The sequence below is a fragment of the Serratia proteamaculans genome, assembly GCF_004684015.1.
Lineage (GTDB): Bacteria > Pseudomonadota > Gammaproteobacteria > Enterobacterales > Enterobacteriaceae > Serratia > Serratia proteamaculans_F.
In genome coordinates this window covers 176,974-194,341 of record NZ_SRIA01000017.1, presented here as the reverse complement: position 1 = coordinate 194,341, position 17,368 = coordinate 176,974, and the positions used below count along the sequence as shown (strand labels likewise).

General features: G+C 52.5%; 14 protein-coding genes. 9 read left to right on the top strand and 5 right to left on the bottom strand.

Translation table 11 applies throughout. The annotated features are described in order from the left end of the window. Positions 1 to 32: 32 nt before the first annotated feature. Positions 33 to 2,705: a bifunctional acetaldehyde-CoA/alcohol dehydrogenase gene (gene adhE, locus E5C26_RS13775; RefSeq protein ID WP_135316820.1), complete on the bottom strand. Its 2,673-nt coding sequence runs from the start codon at positions 2,703 to 2,705 to the stop codon at positions 33 to 35. Positions 2,706 to 3,228: 523 nt separating this feature from the next. On the opposite strand from adhE, the gene E5C26_RS13770 reads away from it, so the two are divergent. The 7 genes from E5C26_RS13770 to oppF all read left to right on the top strand — a co-directional run bounded on the left by E5C26_RS13770 (position 3,229) and on the right by oppF (position 11,944). Continuing rightward, on the top strand, positions 3,229 to 3,873 hold the full coding sequence (locus E5C26_RS13770) for a YchE family NAAT transporter (protein ID WP_012145429.1): 645 nt from the start codon (positions 3,229 to 3,231) through the stop codon (positions 3,871 to 3,873). Between the two features lie 690 nt (positions 3,874 to 4,563). Beyond that, positions 4,564 to 6,201, top strand: a complete 1,638-nt coding sequence (locus E5C26_RS13765) for an ABC transporter substrate-binding protein (protein WP_135316819.1) — start codon at positions 4,564 to 4,566, stop codon at positions 6,199 to 6,201. A 152-nt stretch (positions 6,202 to 6,353) separates the two neighbouring features. Continuing rightward, complete coding sequence (oppA, locus tag E5C26_RS13760; RefSeq protein ID WP_135316818.1) at positions 6,354 to 7,991, top strand: oligopeptide ABC transporter substrate-binding protein OppA; 1,638 nt, start codon at positions 6,354 to 6,356, stop codon at positions 7,989 to 7,991. An 83-nt stretch (positions 7,992 to 8,074) separates the two neighbouring features. Further along, positions 8,075 to 8,995, top strand: coding sequence for an oligopeptide ABC transporter permease OppB (gene oppB / locus E5C26_RS13755; protein WP_135316817.1), 921 nt, complete (start codon positions 8,075 to 8,077; stop codon positions 8,993 to 8,995). Positions 8,996 to 9,009: 14 nt separating this feature from the next. Then, entirely contained in the window at positions 9,010 to 9,918 is a 909-nt protein-coding gene (gene oppC, locus E5C26_RS13750) for an oligopeptide ABC transporter permease OppC (RefSeq protein WP_012145425.1), read from the top strand. Positions 9,919 to 9,929: 11 nt separating this feature from the next. Further along, positions 9,930 to 10,946 carry an ABC transporter ATP-binding protein gene (locus tag E5C26_RS13745; RefSeq protein ID WP_135316816.1) on the top strand — a complete coding sequence of 339 codons (1,017 nt, stop codon included), beginning with the start codon at positions 9,930 to 9,932 and terminating at the stop codon, positions 10,944 to 10,946. Then, positions 10,943 to 11,944, top strand: coding sequence for a murein tripeptide/oligopeptide ABC transporter ATP binding protein OppF (gene oppF, locus E5C26_RS13740; RefSeq protein WP_112348478.1), 1,002 nt, complete (start codon positions 10,943 to 10,945; stop codon positions 11,942 to 11,944). Before E5C26_RS13745 ends, oppF begins: the two co-directional genes overlap by 4 nt. A 64-nt stretch (positions 11,945 to 12,008) precedes the next feature. Here the strand turns inward: oppF and E5C26_RS13735 are convergent, their stop codons facing one another. Together E5C26_RS13735 and cls are read right to left on the bottom strand one after the other, a co-directional pair. Beyond that, complete coding sequence (locus E5C26_RS13735; RefSeq protein ID WP_004945300.1) at positions 12,009 to 12,332, bottom strand: HI1450 family dsDNA-mimic protein; 324 nt, start codon at positions 12,330 to 12,332, stop codon at positions 12,009 to 12,011. A 178-nt stretch (positions 12,333 to 12,510) separates the two neighbouring features. Continuing rightward, positions 12,511 to 13,971, bottom strand: a complete 1,461-nt coding sequence (gene cls, locus E5C26_RS13730; RefSeq protein ID WP_135316815.1) for a cardiolipin synthase — start codon at positions 13,969 to 13,971, stop codon at positions 12,511 to 12,513. Between the two features lie 253 nt (positions 13,972 to 14,224). On the opposite strand from cls, the gene E5C26_RS13725 reads away from it, so the two are divergent. Continuing rightward, positions 14,225 to 14,401, top strand: coding sequence for a YciY family protein (locus E5C26_RS13725; RefSeq protein WP_071593055.1), 177 nt, complete (start codon positions 14,225 to 14,227; stop codon positions 14,399 to 14,401). 73 nt (positions 14,402 to 14,474) lie between these two features. Here the strand turns inward: E5C26_RS13725 and E5C26_RS13720 are convergent, their stop codons facing one another. Both E5C26_RS13720 and E5C26_RS13715 read right to left on the bottom strand, forming a co-directional pair. Continuing rightward, the gene (locus E5C26_RS13720; protein WP_085117075.1) at positions 14,475 to 14,966 is read right to left on the bottom strand and encodes a Dps family protein; all 492 of its coding nucleotides are present in this window, start codon (positions 14,964 to 14,966) and stop codon (positions 14,475 to 14,477) included. A gap of 196 nt (positions 14,967 to 15,162) precedes the next feature. Beyond that, positions 15,163 to 16,635 carry an MFS transporter gene (locus E5C26_RS13715; protein ID WP_135316814.1) on the bottom strand — a complete coding sequence of 491 codons (1,473 nt, stop codon included), beginning with the start codon at positions 16,633 to 16,635 and terminating at the stop codon, positions 15,163 to 15,165. 122 nt (positions 16,636 to 16,757) lie between these two features. Between E5C26_RS13715 and E5C26_RS13710 the strand changes: the two genes are divergently transcribed. Continuing rightward, complete coding sequence (locus E5C26_RS13710; RefSeq protein WP_135316813.1) at positions 16,758 to 17,303, top strand: TetR/AcrR family transcriptional regulator; 546 nt, start codon at positions 16,758 to 16,760, stop codon at positions 17,301 to 17,303. The last annotated feature ends 65 nt before the right edge of the window (positions 17,304 to 17,368 follow it).

Genomic DNA, 17,368 nt, shown 5'->3' with positions numbered 1-17,368 from the left:
TTTCGGCGGTTTTTTATTGGTTCAATGAACCGTTATTTTTTGGACTTTTTTTCCGCTTTGGCCGCAGTTGGAGCTACCAAAACTTCTTCATCTTCCGCTTCACTAAACTTACGGCCGTAGAAGGTATCCAGCATGATTTGCTTCAGTTCGGCAATCAGCGGATAACGCGGGTTGGCGCCGGTACATTGGTCGTCAAAGGCGTCTTCAGACAGCTTGTCGACTTTGGCCAGGAAGTCGGCTTCTGTCACACCAGCTTCACGGATGGATGCCGGGATGCCCAGTTCAGCTTTGATCTCATCGAGCCATGTCAGCAACTTCTCGATTTTCTGTGCGGTACGGTCGCCTGGTGCGCCCAGACCGAGGTGGTCAGCGATTTCAGCGTAGCGGCGACGAGCCTGAGGGCGGTCGTACTGGCTGAAGGCCGTTTGCTTGGTTGGGTTGTCGTTCGCGTTATAGCGAATAACGTTGGAGATCAGCATGGCGTTAGCCAGGCCGTGCGGGATGTGGAACTCAGAACCCAGTTTATGGGCCATTGAGTGGCAAACCCCCAGGAAGGCGTTGGCGAAGGCGATGCCGGCGATGGTCGCTGCATTGTGCACGCGCTCACGGGCGACCGGGTTCTTGGCACCTTCTTTATAGCTGGCTGGCAGATACTCTTTCAGCAGTTTCAACGCTTGCAGCGCCTGACCATCAGAGTATTCGTTCGCCAGTACTGAAACGTAAGCTTCCAGTGCGTGAGTTACCGCATCCAGGCCGCCAAAGGCGCACAGGGATTTTGGCATGTTCATCACCAGGTTGGCGTCAACAATGGCCATGTCCGGGGTGAGTGCGTAATCTGCCAATGGGTATTTCTGGCCGGTCACGTCGTCGGTCACTACCGCAAATGGAGTCACTTCTGAACCGGTACCTGAGGTGGTGGTCACAGCGATCATTTTCGCTTTAACGCCCATTTTCGGGAACTTGTAGATACGTTTACGGATATCCATAAAGCGCAGCGCCAGGTCTTCAAAATGGGTTTCAGGATGTTCGTACAGCACCCACATGATCTTCGCCGCATCCATCGGTGAACCCCCGCCCAGCGCGATAATCACGTCTGGTTTGAAGGAGTTCATCTGCTCAGCGCCTTTACGCACGATGGACAGCGTTGGGTCTGCTTCAACTTCAAAGAACACTTCTGTTTCAATGCCGTGAGACTTCAGAACGGAAGTGATCTGGTCAGCATAACCGTTATTGAACAGGTAGCGGTCGGTCACAATGAAGGCGCGTTTTGCCCCGTCGGTCGCTACTTCTTCCAGCGCGATAGGCAGTGAGCCACGGCGGAAGTAGATTGATTTCGGAAGTTTATGCCACAACATGTTTTCTGCTCGCTTCGCTACAGTTTTCTTGTTGATCAGGTGTTTTGGACCGACGTTTTCAGAGATGGAGTTACCGCCCCAGGAACCGCAGCCCAGCGTCAGAGACGGAGCGAGTTTAAAGTTGTACAGGTCACCGATACCCCCCTGAGATGCTGGGGTGTTAATCAGGATACGCGCGGTTTTCATCTTGTCGCCGAAGAAGGCAACTCGTTCCGGCTGGTTATCCTGGTCGGTGTACAGGCAAGAGGTGTGGCCGATACCGCCCATGGCAACCAGTTTTTCTGCTTTGCTGACAGCGTCGGCAAAATCTTTGGCGCGGTACATGGCAAGCGTAGGCGACAGTTTTTCGTGAGCGAAAGGCTCGGTTTCATCAACCAGCTTCACTTCACCGATCAGCACCTTGGTGCTTGCCGGCACTTTGATGCCCGCCATTTCAGCGATTTTCGGTGCAGACTGGCCAACGATAGCCGCGTTCAGGCCGCCGTTTTTCAGGATAATGTCCTGTACGGCTTTCAGTTCTTTACCCTGCAGCATGTAGCCGCCGTGGGTAGCAAAACGTTCGCGCACTGCATCATAGATGGAGTCAACCACGATGACCGACTGCTCAGAGGCGCAAATCACACCGCTGTCGAAGGTTTTAGACATCAGAATTGAGGCGACAACGCGTTTGATATCCGCAGTTTCGTCAACCACAACCGGAGTGTTACCTGCACCAACGCCGATTGCCGGTTTGCCGGAGCTGTAGGCGGCTTTCACCATGCCTGGGCCACCGGTCGCGAGGATCAGGTTGATGTCAGGGTGGTGCATTAACTGGTTGGACAGTTCAACGGTAGGTTGGTCAATCCAGCCGACGATATCTTTCGGCGCGCCGGCGGCAATTGCTGCCTGCAACACAATATCCGCTGCCTTGTTGGTCGCGTTTTTCGCACGTGGATGCGGAGAGAAGATAATGCCGTTACGGGTTTTCAGGCTGATTAACGCTTTGAAAATGGCCGTAGAAGTTGGGTTGGTGGTAGGCACGATACCGCAAATCAGGCCAATAGGCTCTGCAATGGTGATGGTACCGAAAGTATGGTCTTCGGCCAGGATGCCGCAGGTTTTTTCATCTTTATAAGCGTTGTAGATAAACTCTGATGCGAAGTGGTTCTTGATCACTTTATCTTCAACGATCCCCATACCTGACTCTTCAACGGCCAGTTTGGCCAGAGGAATACGGGCATCGGCAGCGGCGAGGGCAGCAGCGCGGAAAATCTTGTCAACTTGCTCTTGGGTGAAGTTGGCATATTCGCGCTGGGCTTTTTTGACACGTGCAACCAGCTCGTTCAGTTCAGCGACATTTGTTACAGCCATAATGCTCTCCTGATAATGTTAAACTCTTTCAGTAAATCAGCCGTGCGAGCAAGTAGTATAGACAGTTCGGTGGAAAATGCCGCTTTAAAAACAAAGGCTTTCCGCCATTTTTTGTCGCATGCTGCTGATTTGCTTAAAGAGCTTTACCCGATGCTTCAGCAGGAGAAGACAGCGGGCGAACAGAGATGCCACTTTTTCCTTAACCTGTTCTACTCCCTGACTACGACTAAGAGCTTAACTACTCTTGGTTAGTGATTTTGTGATTTAAATCATAAAAAACGCAAGCTGACACCATTCAGCTAGGGTTTTTGAGAATCATTCTTGATAACTGCGATGTCAGGCACTTTTCTCAACATAAAAAATCATAAACCGTACATTGCTTTAACAATAGAGAATTATCTTATCAGGAGGGGTGTAAATAGAGATAAATCTCGCTCAAGAGCAATGGATTACCCGTGGCAATTCTATTACATTAGCGCGCGAAGGCAGTGTCACTTTTAGAGCTATTAAAGCGGAGTCATTTGTGGGCCAATCTCTGTTGGATTTTTCCGGCTTCATTAAATTTTTTGTCGGCCTGTTTGCGCTGGTAAACCCGGTGGGTATTTTGCCGGTGTTTATCAGCATGACCAGCTACCAGGCGGCGGCCGGGCGCAATAAAACCAACCTGACCGCCAACCTGTCGGTTGCCATCATCCTGTGGACCTCGCTGTTTTTGGGGGAGGGGATTTTGCGCATGTTCGGTATCTCTATTGACTCGTTCCGTATTGCCGGCGGCATCCTGGTGGTCAGTATTGCCATGTCGATGATCAGTGGCAAGCTGGGTGAGGACAAACAGAACAAACAGGAAAAATCAGAGAGCGCGATCCGTGAAAGTATTGGGGTCGTGCCATTGGCATTGCCACTGATGGCAGGACCGGGCGCGATCAGTTCCACCATTGTCTGGAGCTCCCGCTACCATAGCTGGCAGAACCTGTTGGGGTTTAGCCTGGCTATCGCGCTGTTCGCCTTTTGTTGCTGGTTGTTGTTCCGGGCTGCGCCTTTGCTGGTACGCTTGTTGGGGCAAACTGGCATTAACGTCATTACCCGTATCATGGGGTTGCTGCTGATGGCGTTGGGCATCGAGTTTATCGTGACTGGCATAAAGGCGATATTCCCCGGCTTGTTGTAATCAGCCGAATGAGTCGCGAATAGGATGATTCGCGACTCAAATTAATTTTAAAAATAAAAACTATTATTAGCTCGCATTAATATAGTGCGAAATATGAATGAATTTTATTCACTTGCACCATGATGTGGCATAAATCTCAATTTGTTGCTCAATAAAAGCTCTAAGCGTTGTTTTTACCCCTTATCTTCCTCACTTCCTGCCCTTTTTCGCCTCCCGAATATCAAATTTGCTGTTAATTTAATCACATCATTCTGTAGGGCTTGTCTCGCTTTCATCCAGGTGTTATTAGTGATTAACCGCACATAAGCAGGTGTTTGTTCTTTGAATGGTGACTTTGTTAACTGAATGTTTCTTTATCAGGTGTGTGGGTTCGCTGCGTACGGCTTTGATGGTGATGATTCAAATTTTAATGATTAAAATCAATTGGTTGAGTTGATTTTTTGTTACCCCTTCGTCAGGGCGACAAAACCCGTCTGATGCAATAAAAGAGAATTGCTTAACATTTCTGTAAAAATTATTGGCTATGGAAATTGCCTTCTGCTAATTTCCGAGCAACTTTCTACGCGTAATTAACGGTATCGCGTCGACAAAGTGGGAACGATTTTTGCTGGTGTCTGTTTATTTAGAATTCTTATAAATACTTCACGAATATCGATAAGCAATGTTTGTTGGTGAAAAGGAGCCTCGACCATGCAGCAAACCCTAAAGCACACTCCATTGGCTATGTTGATTGCCGGTTTGCTGAGTATCAGCGCCGTTTATTCTGCTCAGGCGGCTGATGTTCCGGCCGGGGTGCAATTGGCAGAGCAGCAGAAAATTGTTATTAACAACGGCTCGGAAGTGGCTTCATTGGATCCGCACAAGGTTGAAGGCATACCGGAAAGCAATATTATTCTGAACCTGCTGGAAGGGCTGGTCAGCACCGACGCCAATGGGCACGTGGTCGCTGCTGCGGCGACAAATTGGGAAAACCAGGGTTTTAAAACCTGGACTTTTCATCTGCGTCCCGATGCGGTTTGGAGTGACGGCTCCCCAGTTACTGCGCAGGACTTCGTCTACAGTTGGCAGCGCCTGGCCGATCCGAAAATTGGCTCACCTTATGCCAGCTACCTGCAGTACGCCAAAGTTGAAAATATCGACGCCATTCTGACGGGCAAGCAAAGCCCGCAGACGCTCGGTATTAAAGCTATCGACGATAAAACGTTGCAAGTCACGTTGAGTGAGCCGGTGCCGTATTTTATCAGTATGCTGAGCCACACTTCGTTGAAACCGGTAAAACGCTCGGTGGTTGAGAAGTTTGGCGACAAGTGGACGCTGCCTGCCAACTATGTCGGTAATGGTGCGTATCGCTTGAAAGATTGGGTGGTGAATGAGCGCATCGTGCTTGAGCGCAGCCCGAGCTACTGGAACAACAAGAAAACGGTTATCGATCAGGCAACCTTCTTGCCGATTTCCTCAGAGGTCAGTGACGTCAACCGCTTCCGCAGCGGTGAAATTGATATCACCAACAGCGCCATCCCGCCGAATCTGTTTGCGAAAATGAAGAGCGAGATCCCTGAGCAATTGCACGTTAATCCTTACCTGTGCACTTTTTATTACGAGATCAACAACCAACGCGCACCTTTTACCGATGCCCGGGTACGAGCTGCAGTGAAACTGACGTTGGATCGCGACATCATTGCCAACAAGATCATGGGTCAGGGGCAGATCCCGGCCTACAGCTTTACCCCGAGCTTTACCGAGGGTGCCAAATTTACGGCGCCGGAATGGGCAGGGTGGAGCCAGGATCAACGCAATGCTGAGGCGAAAAAATTGTTGGCCGAGGCAGGCTTCAGCGCGGCTAAACCGCTGAAGTTTACGTTGCTGTACAACACTTCAGATCAAAATAAACAGCAGGCGATTGCTGCCGCGTCAATGTGGAAGAAAAACCTTGGTGCAGATGTCACGCTGCGCAATCAGGAGTGGAAAACTTCGCTGGAAAGCCGCCATCAAGGTCAGTACGACATCGCGCGTGCCACCTGGTGCGGTGACTATAACGAGCCGAGTGCCTTCCTGAATCTGGTTATCTCCAACAGCAGCATCAATACCATTTTTTACAAGAGCCCGACGTTTGACGCCCTGATGGCCGCCACGCTAAAAGCGCCGGACGAAGCGGCGCGCGCTGCGCTTTACCAGCAGGCGGAGGCTCAGTTGGATAAAGACTCGGCGCTGATCCCGGTGTATTACCGCGTCAGCGCACGTCTGATCAGACCGTCGGTGGGGGGCTTTACCGGTAAAGACCCGCTGGATTACACCGATGTAAAAAACCTGTACATCATCAAGCAGTAACGAGGGGTATTACGCCACGCCAACAAGGGGGGGGTAATACAGGGGAGGCCGCTTGCCGTATTCGTTCAACGGCTGCCGGTATAACAAGGTCCGCTCACGGGCAACGCAGGCTCCACGACGAGCCTGTGATAATAAAAAACTGGAGTATACACATGACCAACATCACGAAAAAAACCATCCTTGCGGCCGGCATCATTGCCGCGCTGGGTATCACAGCAACCGGAAGTGCTTTCGCTGCCGATGTACCGGCAGGCGTGCAGCTGGCAGAGAAACAAGAGATCGTTAAAAATAACGGTTCGGAAGTACAGTCTTTGGACCCGCATAAAATTGAAGGTGTTCCGGAAAATAACGTTACGCGCGATTTGATGGAAGGCTTGGCCAACAACAGCCCGGATGGCTCTATCGTTCCGGGCGTGGCGGAAAGCTGGGATAACAAAGACTTTAAAGTATGGACCTTCCATCTGCGTAAAGACGCAAAATGGTCGAATGGCAAGCCGGTAACGGCGCAAGATTTCGTTTATAGCTGGCAGCGCGTGGTGGATCCGAAAACGGCATCTCCTTACGCCAGCTATCTGCAATATGCTCATGTAGAAAACGTCGATGACATTATTGCCGGCAAAAAAGACAAATCGACACTGGGTGTGAAAGCCATCGACGATCACACCTTCCAGGTCACCCTGACCGAGCCGGTACCTTATCTGGTTGAAATGACGCCGCACTATGCGATGAAGCCAGTATTTAAAGATGCGGTCGAGAAGTTTGGCGAGAAGTGGACCCTGCCTGCGAACTACGTCAGCAACGGTGCCTACAAGTTAAAAGATTGGGTGGTTAACGAACGTATCGTACTGGAGCGTAACCCGGAATATTGGGATAACGCGAAAACCATCATTAATAAAGTGACATTCCTGCCAATTTCGTCGGAAGTGACCGACGTAAACCGCTACCGCACCGGCGAAATCGACATGACCTATAACAACATGCCGATTGAACTGTTCCAGAAGTTGAAAAAAGAGATCCCGAAAGAAGTTCACGTCGATCCATATCTGTGTACTTATTACTACGAGATCAACAACCAGAAAGCGCCATTTACCGATCAGCGCGTGCGTGAGGCGCTGAAACTGGGGCTGGATCGCGACATCATCACCAATAAAGTGAAAAACCAGGGCGATCTGCCGGCTTACAGCTTCACACCTCCTTATGCTGATGGTGCCAAGTTGACGCCACCAGAGTGGTTCGGCTGGACACAGGAAAAACGTAACGAAGTAGCGAAGAAACTGTTGGCTGAAGCGGGCTACGGTCCGGGCAAACCATTGACGTTCTCATTGCTGTACAACACTTCAGATCTGCACAAAAAATTGGCGATCGCCGCGGCTTCTATCTGGAAGAAAAACCTGGGTGTAGACGTGAAGCTGGTGAATCAGGAGTGGAAAACCTTCCTGGATACCCGTCATCAGGGGACCTATGACGTAGCGCGTGCCGGCTGGTGTGCCGACTATAACGAACCAAGCTCGTTCCTGAACATGATGTTGTCTGACAGCAGTAGTAACACCCCGCACTATAAGAGCGCGGAGTTCGATAAGCTGATGGCGAATGTGCTGACGGCGAAAACCAAAGAAGAACGTGCAGAACTGTATCAGAAAGCCGAAGTACAGCTGGATAAAGACTCTGCCATTGTTCCGGTTTATTACTATGTGAATGCTCGTCTGGTGAAACCTTATGTTGGCGGTTACACCGGTAAAGACCCACTTGATAACGTGTATGACAAAAACCTGTACATCATCAAGCATTGATATGGTAAGTGCCGGCGGTGCGAACCGCCGGCCCATGTTGAGAATAATAAGCCGTTATCAGGCTGCAGCACAGGGTTAGGGCAATGCTTAAATTTATATTTCGTCGCTTGTTAGAAGCGATCCCGACACTATTTATCCTTATTACCATCTCATTCTTTATGATGCGTTTGGCTCCCGGTAGCCCATTCACTGGCGAGCGCGCATTGCCGCCGGAAGTGATGGCCAATATCGAGGCCAAATATCATTTGAACGATCCGATCTGGAAACAGTACGGCCATTATCTGGTGCAACTGTCGAAAGGGGATTTTGGGCCTTCATTCAAATACAAAGATTACTCGGTTAACGATCTGGTGGCGTCTTCATTCCCGGTTTCCGCCAAATTGGGTCTTGCCGCATTTTTGCTGGCGGTCATCTTGGGGGTTAGCGCCGGGGTGGTTGCCGCACTTAATCAAAATACCAAATGGGATTATACGGTGATGGGCTTTGCCATGACCGGGGTGGTGATACCCAGTTTCGTGGTGGCGCCGTTGCTGGTGCTGATTTTCGCCATCACGCTGAAGTGGCTGCCAGGCGGTGGTTGGAACGGTGGCGCACCGAAATACATCATCTTGCCGATGGTGGCGTTATCACTGGCCTATATTGCCAGTATTGCCCGTATCACGCGCGGATCGATGATTGAAGTGCTGCACTCAAACTTTATCCGCACCGCCCGCGCCAAAGGATTGCCGATGCGTCGCATCATTTTCCGCCATGCGCTCAAGCCGGCGTTATTGCCTGTGCTTTCCTATATGGGCCCGGCGTTTGTCGGCATCATCACCGGTTCAATGGTCATTGAAACCATTTACGGCCTGCCAGGTATCGGCCAGCTGTTTGTGAATGGTGCGCTGAACCGCGATTATTCTTTGGTATTGAGCCTGACCATTCTGGTGGGTGGCCTGACCATTTTGTTTAACGCGATCGTCGACGTGCTGTACGCCGTTATCGATCCAAAAATTCGTTATTAAGCTGGAGCACGCAAATGATGTTGACGAAAAAGAACAGCGAGGCTCTGGAGAACTTCAGCGAAAAGCTCGAAGTGGAAGGGCGCAGCCTGTGGCAGGATGCCCGTCGCCGCTTTGTGCACAACCGTGCGGCAGTCAGTAGCCTGTTCGTGCTGGCGCTGATTACCCTGTTTGTGATTGTAGCCCCCTGGCTGTCACAGTTTGCCTATGACGATACCGATTGGGCGATGATGTCGGCGGCACCGGCTTTCGATGCGGGGCACTACTTCGGTACCGATTCCTCCGGGCGTGATTTGCTGGTGCGCGTGGCGATTGGCGGGCGTATCTCGCTGATGGTTGGCGTTTCCGCCGCGCTGGTGGCGGTGATTGTCGGCACCCTGTACGGCGCCATGTCCGGTTACCTGGGCGGTAAAATTGACTCGGTCATGATGCGCCTGCTGGAGATCCTCAACTCCTTCCCGTTTATGTTCTTCGTGATCCTGCTGGTGACCTTCTTTGGTCAAAACATTCTGCTGATCTTTGTGGCGATCGGCATGGTGTCCTGGCTCGACATGGCACGTATTGTGCGTGGACAGACCCTGAGCCTGAAGCGTAAAGAGTTTATCGAAGCGGCGTTGGTATGCGGGGTTTCCAGCCGCAATATCGTACTGCGCCACATCGTGCCGAACGTGCTCGGCGTGGTGGTGGTATATGCCTCATTGCTGGTGCCGAGCATGATCCTGTTCGAATCCTTCCTCAGCTTCCTGGGGCTGGGTACCCAGGAGCCATTAAGCAGCTGGGGTGCATTGCTGAGCGATGGCGCCAACTCGATGGAAGTTTCACCGTGGTTGCTGCTGTTCCCGGCGGGTTTCCTGGTTGTCACTCTGTTTTGTTTCAACTTTATCGGCGATGGTCTGCGTGACGCCCTCGACCCGAAAGATCGTTAAGGAGTGCAATCATGAGCACCATTGAAAATCCGCAATTGCAAACCAGCACCGCCGTGAAATCGTCGTTATTGTTGGATGTCAAAGACCTGCGCGTGACCTTCGGCACGCCGGACGGTGATGTGACGGCCGTTAACGACCTGAACTTTGACCTGCGCGCCGGCGAAACGCTGGGGATCGTGGGCGAATCGGGCTCCGGCAAATCCCAGACCGCTTTCGCGCTGATGGGATTGTTGGCCAGCAATGGCCGCATTGGCGGCTCGGCCAAATTTAATGGCCGTGAAATCCTCAACCTGCCGGAAAAGCAGCTCAACAAGCTGCGGGCAGAAGAGATTTCGATGATCTTCCAGGACCCAATGACATCGCTCAACCCTTATATGCGCGTTGGCGAGCAGTTGATGGAAGTGCTGATGCAGCACAAGAAAATGGGTAAAAGCGAAGCCTTTGAAGAGTCGGTTCGCATGCTCGATGCGGTTAAAATGCCGGAAGCGCGTAAGCGCATGCGCATGTATCCGCATGAGTTTTCCGGTGGTATGCGCCAGCGTGTAATGATTGCCATGGCGCTACTGTGCCGGCCGAAGCTGTTGATTGCCGATGAGCCGACCACCGCACTGGACGTGACGGTTCAGGCACAGATTATGACCTTGCTTAATGAGCTCAAGCGCGAGTTCAACACGGCTATCATCATGATCACTCACGACCTGGGTGTTGTCGCCGGTATCTGTAATAAAGTACTGGTGATGTACGCCGGGCGAACCATGGAATACGGCAGTGCGCGTGATGTGTTCTATCACCCAAGCCATCCTTATTCCATTGGTTTGCTCAATGCGGTACCGCGTCTGGACGCCGAGGGTGAGGCGCTGATGACCATCCCCGGTAACCCGCCGAACCTGCTGCGTCTGCCGAAAGGCTGCCCGTTCCAGCCGCGTTGTGCGTACGCGATGCCGCAATGTTCGAGCGCTCCGCCATTGGAGCAATTTGGTGAAGGGCGCTTGCGTGCCTGCTTTAAACCGGTGGAGGCGTTGGTATGAGTACGGTAACCGACAAGAAAGTTCTGCTCGAAGTGGCTGATTTGAAAGTGCACTTCGACATTCATGATGACAAACAGTGGTTCTGGCAGCCGCCGAAAACCCTGAAGGCCGTTGACGGCGTGACGCTGCGCCTGTTCGAAGGTGAAACTCTGGGTGTGGTGGGTGAGTCGGGTTGTGGTAAATCAACCTTCGCCCGCGCCATTATTGGTTTGGTGAAAGCCACCAGCGGGCGCGTGGCCTGGCTGGGTAAAGACCTGCTCGGTATGAGTGACGTTGACTGGCGTAAAACCCGTAGCGATATCCAAATGATTTTCCAGGATCCGCTGGCATCGCTGAACCCGCGTATGACCATCGGTGAAATCATTGCCGAGCCACTGCGCACCTATTACCCAAAAATGCCGCGTCAGGAAGTGAAGGACAAGGTCAAGGCGATGATGCTGAAGGTTGGCCTGCTGCCAAACCTGATCAACCGCTATCCGCATGAGTTCTCCGGCGGCCAGTGTCAGCGTATCGGTATCGCCCGTGCTCTGATCCTGGAGCCCAAACTGGTGATTTGCGATGAACCGGTTTCGGCGCTGGACGTGTCGATTCAGGCACAGGTAGTGAACCTGTTGCAGCAACTGCAGCGCGAAATGGGCCTGTCGCTGATCTTTATCGCCCATGACTTGGCGGTGGTAAAACACATCTCTGACCGCGTGCTGGTAATGTATCTGGGTCATGCGGTAGAGCTGGGCACCTATGATGAGGTGTATCACAACCCGCAGCACCCTTATACCAAAGCGCTGATGTCAGCGGTGCCGGTTCCGGATCCGGACAAGGAGAAGGACAAACAGATCCAACTGCTGGAAGGGGAACTGCCTTCGCCCATTAACCCGCCATCCGGCTGCGTGTTCCGTACTCGTTGCCCGATTGCCGGGCCGGAATGCGCCAAAACGCGTCCGCTGTTGGAAGGCAGCTTCCGCCATGCGGTTTCTTGCCTGAAGGTCGATCCGTTGTAACCGGTGTTTTTCGCCAACAAAAAGCCCGCCAAAATTGGCGGGCTTTTTTATGCCTTATGGCCGCTTACTCTTTCCACAGAATGTGGCAAAGCTTGTGGTCTTTCTCACGGCACAGCAACACGCGGGCAAACACGTCGTTGATCGGTTCGCCATCGCTATCCGCCAGGCCAATCACCACTTCGGCGAAAAAGTCAGGGTTCAGGTCAAAGTCCACATGTTCCGACCAGTCTTCCGCCGGGTCATACAGTTCTGCGCCACCGCGCTCCTCAAACTGCAGGTTGAACAGCAGAATATCCGCCGGATCCAGATTGTCGCCAGCCAACTCCAAAAAGATGTCGTAAGCCTGTTCCAGCGTTTCGTCTTCAGTAAGGCGGTTATTCAAATCCATAATTAAATCCCGATAACAAATGATTCCTCATTATACCCTATGAATTTCAAGTTGCAGCTAGGCGACCAGCTCATTCATCCTCAGGCGCTTACTTAAGTAAGTAACTGGGGGGAATGAGTGCAGGTAACAACGCTGCAACTTGAAAGGCGACGGGTATAAAGCATGCCCGCTACGGCATTTAAAGCAGCGGGCTGAAAAAGTAGAACAGGCGCTCAACAATACGGTGCCAGAACGGCCGTTTCTGCCACTCTGCGGCGTTCAGCAACTGCGAACGAGCAATATAGTCGTCCTGCACGCAGGCCAGATCGCTGCCGAAACCGTCATCGTCAATCACCAGGGTAATTTCGAAGTTCAGCCACAGGCTGCGCATGTCCAGATTCACCGTGCCGACCAGGCTGAGTTGGCCATCGACCAGTACGCTTTTGGTATGCAGCAAACCGCCTTCAAACTGATAGATGCGCACGCCGGCTTCCAGCAGCTCGGAGAAGAAAGAGCGGCTGGCCCAACGGACCATGGTTGAATCGTTGTCGCGTGGGACAATGATGCTGACTTCAACCCCGCGCAAGGCGGCAGTGCAAATCGCATGCAGCAAATCGTCGCTGGGTACGAAGTAGGGGGTGGTCATGATCAACTGTTCGCGCGCCGAGTAAACTGCGGTTAGCAGCGCCTGGTGGATCATTTCTTCCGGGAAACCTGGGCCTGAAGCGATAACCTGGATTGTGTGGCCGCTCTCCTGTTCGAACGGCATGATATTGACGTCCGGCGGCGGCGGCAGGATCCGTTTACCGGTTTCAATCTCCCAGTCACAGGCATAAACAATGCCCATGGTACTGGCGACCGGGCCTTCCATGCGGGCCATCAGATCGATCCACTGACCAACACCGGCGTCCTGTTTGAAAAAGCGCGGATCGACCATGTTCATACTGCCGGTATAGGCAATATAGTTGTCAATCAGCACCACTTTACGGTGTTGACGCAAATCCATTCGGCGCAGGAATACGCGGAACAGGTTTACCTTGAGCGCCTCCACCACCTCGATACCCGCATTGCGCATCATGCCAGGATAGGGGCTGCGGAAGAATTGCAAACTACCGGCTGAGTCCAGCATCAGGCGGCAATGCACGCCACGGCGCGCAGCGGCCATCAGCGATTCGGCCACCTGATCGACCAACCCGCCGGGCTGCCAGATGTAAAACACCATCTCAATATTATGGCGTGCAAGCTCAATATCACGGATCAGCGCTTTCAGCGTTGCGTCGGTGGTGGTGAGTAACTGGAGTTGGTTGCCCTTAACGCCATCGATGCCCTGACGACGATCGCACAGTTGGAACAGGGGTCTGGCGACCTCGCTGTAATCGGTGGCGAAGATGCGCTGGCTCTCTTTTAATTCGCTCAGCCAGCGTGCGGTAGAAGGCCACATTGCCTTGGCGCGTTCGGCACGGCGTTTGCCCAGATGCAATTCACCAAAAGATAAATAAGCCACAATACCGAACAGCGGCAGAATATAGATAACCAGCAGCCAGGCCATAGCGGAAGGTACGGCGCGGCGCTTCATCAGAATACGCAGTGTCACACCAGCGATAAGCAGCCAGTAACCAAACACCATGAGCCAACTGATTACGGTATAAAATGTTGTCATAAAGGCGAAAAATCCCGTTCGCAAACCACCAACGATGAGTGTACGCACAGAACGCTAAAGGGGAAACCCTTTCCCGGTGCTTATGTTGCAAAATTATGATTGGCTTAAGGGACTTGCTGTAAACAAAAATACATTTTTCGCCGATTATCATGCCTCTCGGCAGGATTAAAATACGGGGAACTGTGGGGTTGGATCCTGTGGTGAAAGGTCTATAATGCCCGCCGTTGGCATTTGACGGATGAGTAACGAAACGATGAGACGCAGTAGAAACGAGGTGGGCCGTTGGCGGATGCTGCGGCAGAGTCAGCGCCGCAGGCATCGCTGGTTGGAACGCCAGTCTTGCAGCAACCGGCATATTATACGGGTGCGTCGGCGCCTGGATGACCAGCACCGGCGTTCATTGCTGTTTGTAGTGGCCTACGAATGGTAAAACTAAAACAGTCCCCTTGGGGACTGTTTTAGTTTGCTGACAAAGCAGGAAAACGCGATTTTGGCTGCCGGGGTTATTTCCCCAGATAGGCGTTAAGCATCCAAACCTGTTTTTCCTGCTCTTTGATGTAGTCACTCATCAGGGATGCTGTGCCTTCGTCCCCCGCATCGGCGGCCAGAGTCAACAGGTCACGCTGCTGTTGCAGCAACACCGAATAGCCGTGCAGTAAACCACCCAGCGTGCCTTTATCGTCGGTGACATTGGTGTCTTCCTTGATATCGGACGTTTTCAGATAATCGCTGAAGGCATGACGCGGTTGCGACCCCAGAGTCAGAATACGTTCTGCCAGCTCATCAACCTTGGTTAACAGATCGTTATAGGTTTCTTCAAATTTGACGTGCAGTTCAAAGAAATGCGGGCCGGAAATGTTCCAGTGGTAGCCGCGCACGTTCATATACAGCACCTGATAATTTGCCAGCAGCGCATTCAGCGCTTCCGATAGTTTTGCCGATTGTTTGCTGTCCAGGCCGATATGGTTTTTCGCTGCTTTCTTCGTCGTTGCCATAATAATCTTCTCCTGATTATTTGATTCGATGATTTACACAATATCCATAACAAACACAGTAACCGGATTTATTGCAGGGTTAAAGACGATCAAAAGCATCAATGCAATCGCTGAAACCAATAACGATAAATCCGACAAGCAAATTGCCCATTCAGTTTAAGCAGAATGCGTTAACAACAACAGCGGCTTGGTAGCATTACTTGCGTAAGACCATTTTTGCCACGCCGGCACTTAGCGCCATCAGCAATGCCGCCGCAATCAACACCACGATAAATGCTCGATCGAAAGCCAGTCGAGCCAGTTGCCTCAGTTGCTCAGCCTGATCGACAGCCAGTTTGGCCGCCAGCCGCAGGGCTTCATCAATACTGTCGTAGGCGACGTCACCCACCGGCAGATTGTCGGGTAACACCAGGCTGTGGCTATAGATGGCGGTCATCAAGCCACCCAGCAAGGTGATACCGAGCACGCCACCCAGCTCATAGGACACGTCCTCGATCGAAGCAGCCATACCGGATTTTTCTTCCGGGGCATTGAGCATGATGGCGGTCGACGCGGCGGTAATGGCGCCACCGATGCCAAAACCGGCAATAAACAGACAAACCAACTGCGACATCAGGCTGTTCTGGTAAAGCAGGGCCAGCCCGGCGATGCCGAGGCCGGTCAGGAACAATCCGCCAAATATCATGCTGCGCTCGCCGTAGCGCGGCAGCAGTAAGCCGGCCAGAGGGCCTGCCAGTGCGGACGCCACCGGGATTGGCAGAATAAACAGTGCGGCCTGTAATGGGCTCAGCTCAAGCACCAATTGCAGGCGTTGAGTCAGCACCAGTTCCACACCGACTAATGCAATCATCGACACCAGCGCGACGCCGACGCCGCCGGCAAACAGCCGATTCTGGAATAGCGAGAAGTCGATCATCGGGTAGCGCGCCTGCCGCTGTCGACGAACAAACAGCCAGAGTGACAAAACGCCGATGGCGGCGGCGATCGCCAGCGCAGAAAGGGAGGGCGTTGCCTTGCTCAGTTCCTTCAGTGCATAGATGCTACCCACCAGACCGGCCATGATCTGCACTGACCCGATGATATCGTAAGGGCGTTTATTTTCCCCACCGCAGTGCGGTATCAATCGCCAGGCCAGCGGCAGTACCACCATGACGACAGGAACGTTGATCAAAAATACCGATCCCCACCAGAAATACTCCAGCAAGACGCCACCGACCACCGGGCCGATAGCGGCACCACCGGAAGCGACCGCTGCCCAAATGCCAATCGCCAGGGCGCGTTCGCGTTCGTCAGTAAACACATGGCGGACAATGGACAGGGTTGCCGGCATCATCATCGCTGCACCTACGGCGAGAAATACGCGGGCGGCGATCAGCCATTGGGCTGAAGGAGAAAAGGCCGCACAAAGGGAGGCGACGGCAAACACCGGCAGCCCGGCAATAAACAGCCGTTTATGACCAATGCGATCGCTCAGCATGCCGGCACCGGGCAGTAAACCGGCGACCACTAGCGGATAGGCATTCACAATCCATAACTTTTGTGAGGCGCTGGCATCCAGTGCCAGGGTCAGCCGAGGCAATGCGGTGTATAGCACCGTCATATCGATAATGATCAAAAATAGCGCGCTGGAGATCATTGCCAGGATCAACCAGCGGTTGTTTGCGTGCATAATATTATTCCAAAAAAACAGGCGACGCGGATGCGTTGCTATAAGGTCACCTCCCGAACGAACCGGGTGGTATACTGGGGTAATATATATCCATACGTATGTATTGAAAAGGGGGTTTATCAATGGGACGTCAACGGAGCATCGATCGCGACAAGGTTCTGGATATGGCCGAGGAGATTGTCGCCAGGCAGGGTGCTGCCGGTTTGACCATTGATTCTGTCGCCAAGGCGATGGGGATTTCCAAGGGCGGGGTGCAGTACTGCTTTGGTACCAAAGACGCGTTAATTGATGCGATGTTCGAACGTTGGGGTAAAGCCTATGACCAGGTTTTCGATGCCATTGCCGGGGAAAGTCCCTCGGCCACAACGACAGTGCAGGCGCATATGCAGGCCACCCGAAGCTCCGATCAGGCATCCAGCGCCAAGGCCGCAGGATTGATGGCGACTCTGATCCAAACGCCAGAGCATTTGGACAGCACGCGTGAGTGGTACCGCAGCCGGATCGCCGGTCTGGATTTAACCACCGAGGAGGGTAAGCGGGCACGATTGGCCTTTCTGGCTACCGAAGGGGCATTTATGTTGCGTTTCTTTGGCCTGATGGAGATAAATCAAGCGGAATGGGATGCGATGTTTGCGGATATGCAGACGCTGATTCTGGCGAAAAAATAGTTCACCTATCACAGCGATAGCTGGCGCACCGGCAAGCCAAGGGAGTAACTTTATCGGACAAGATA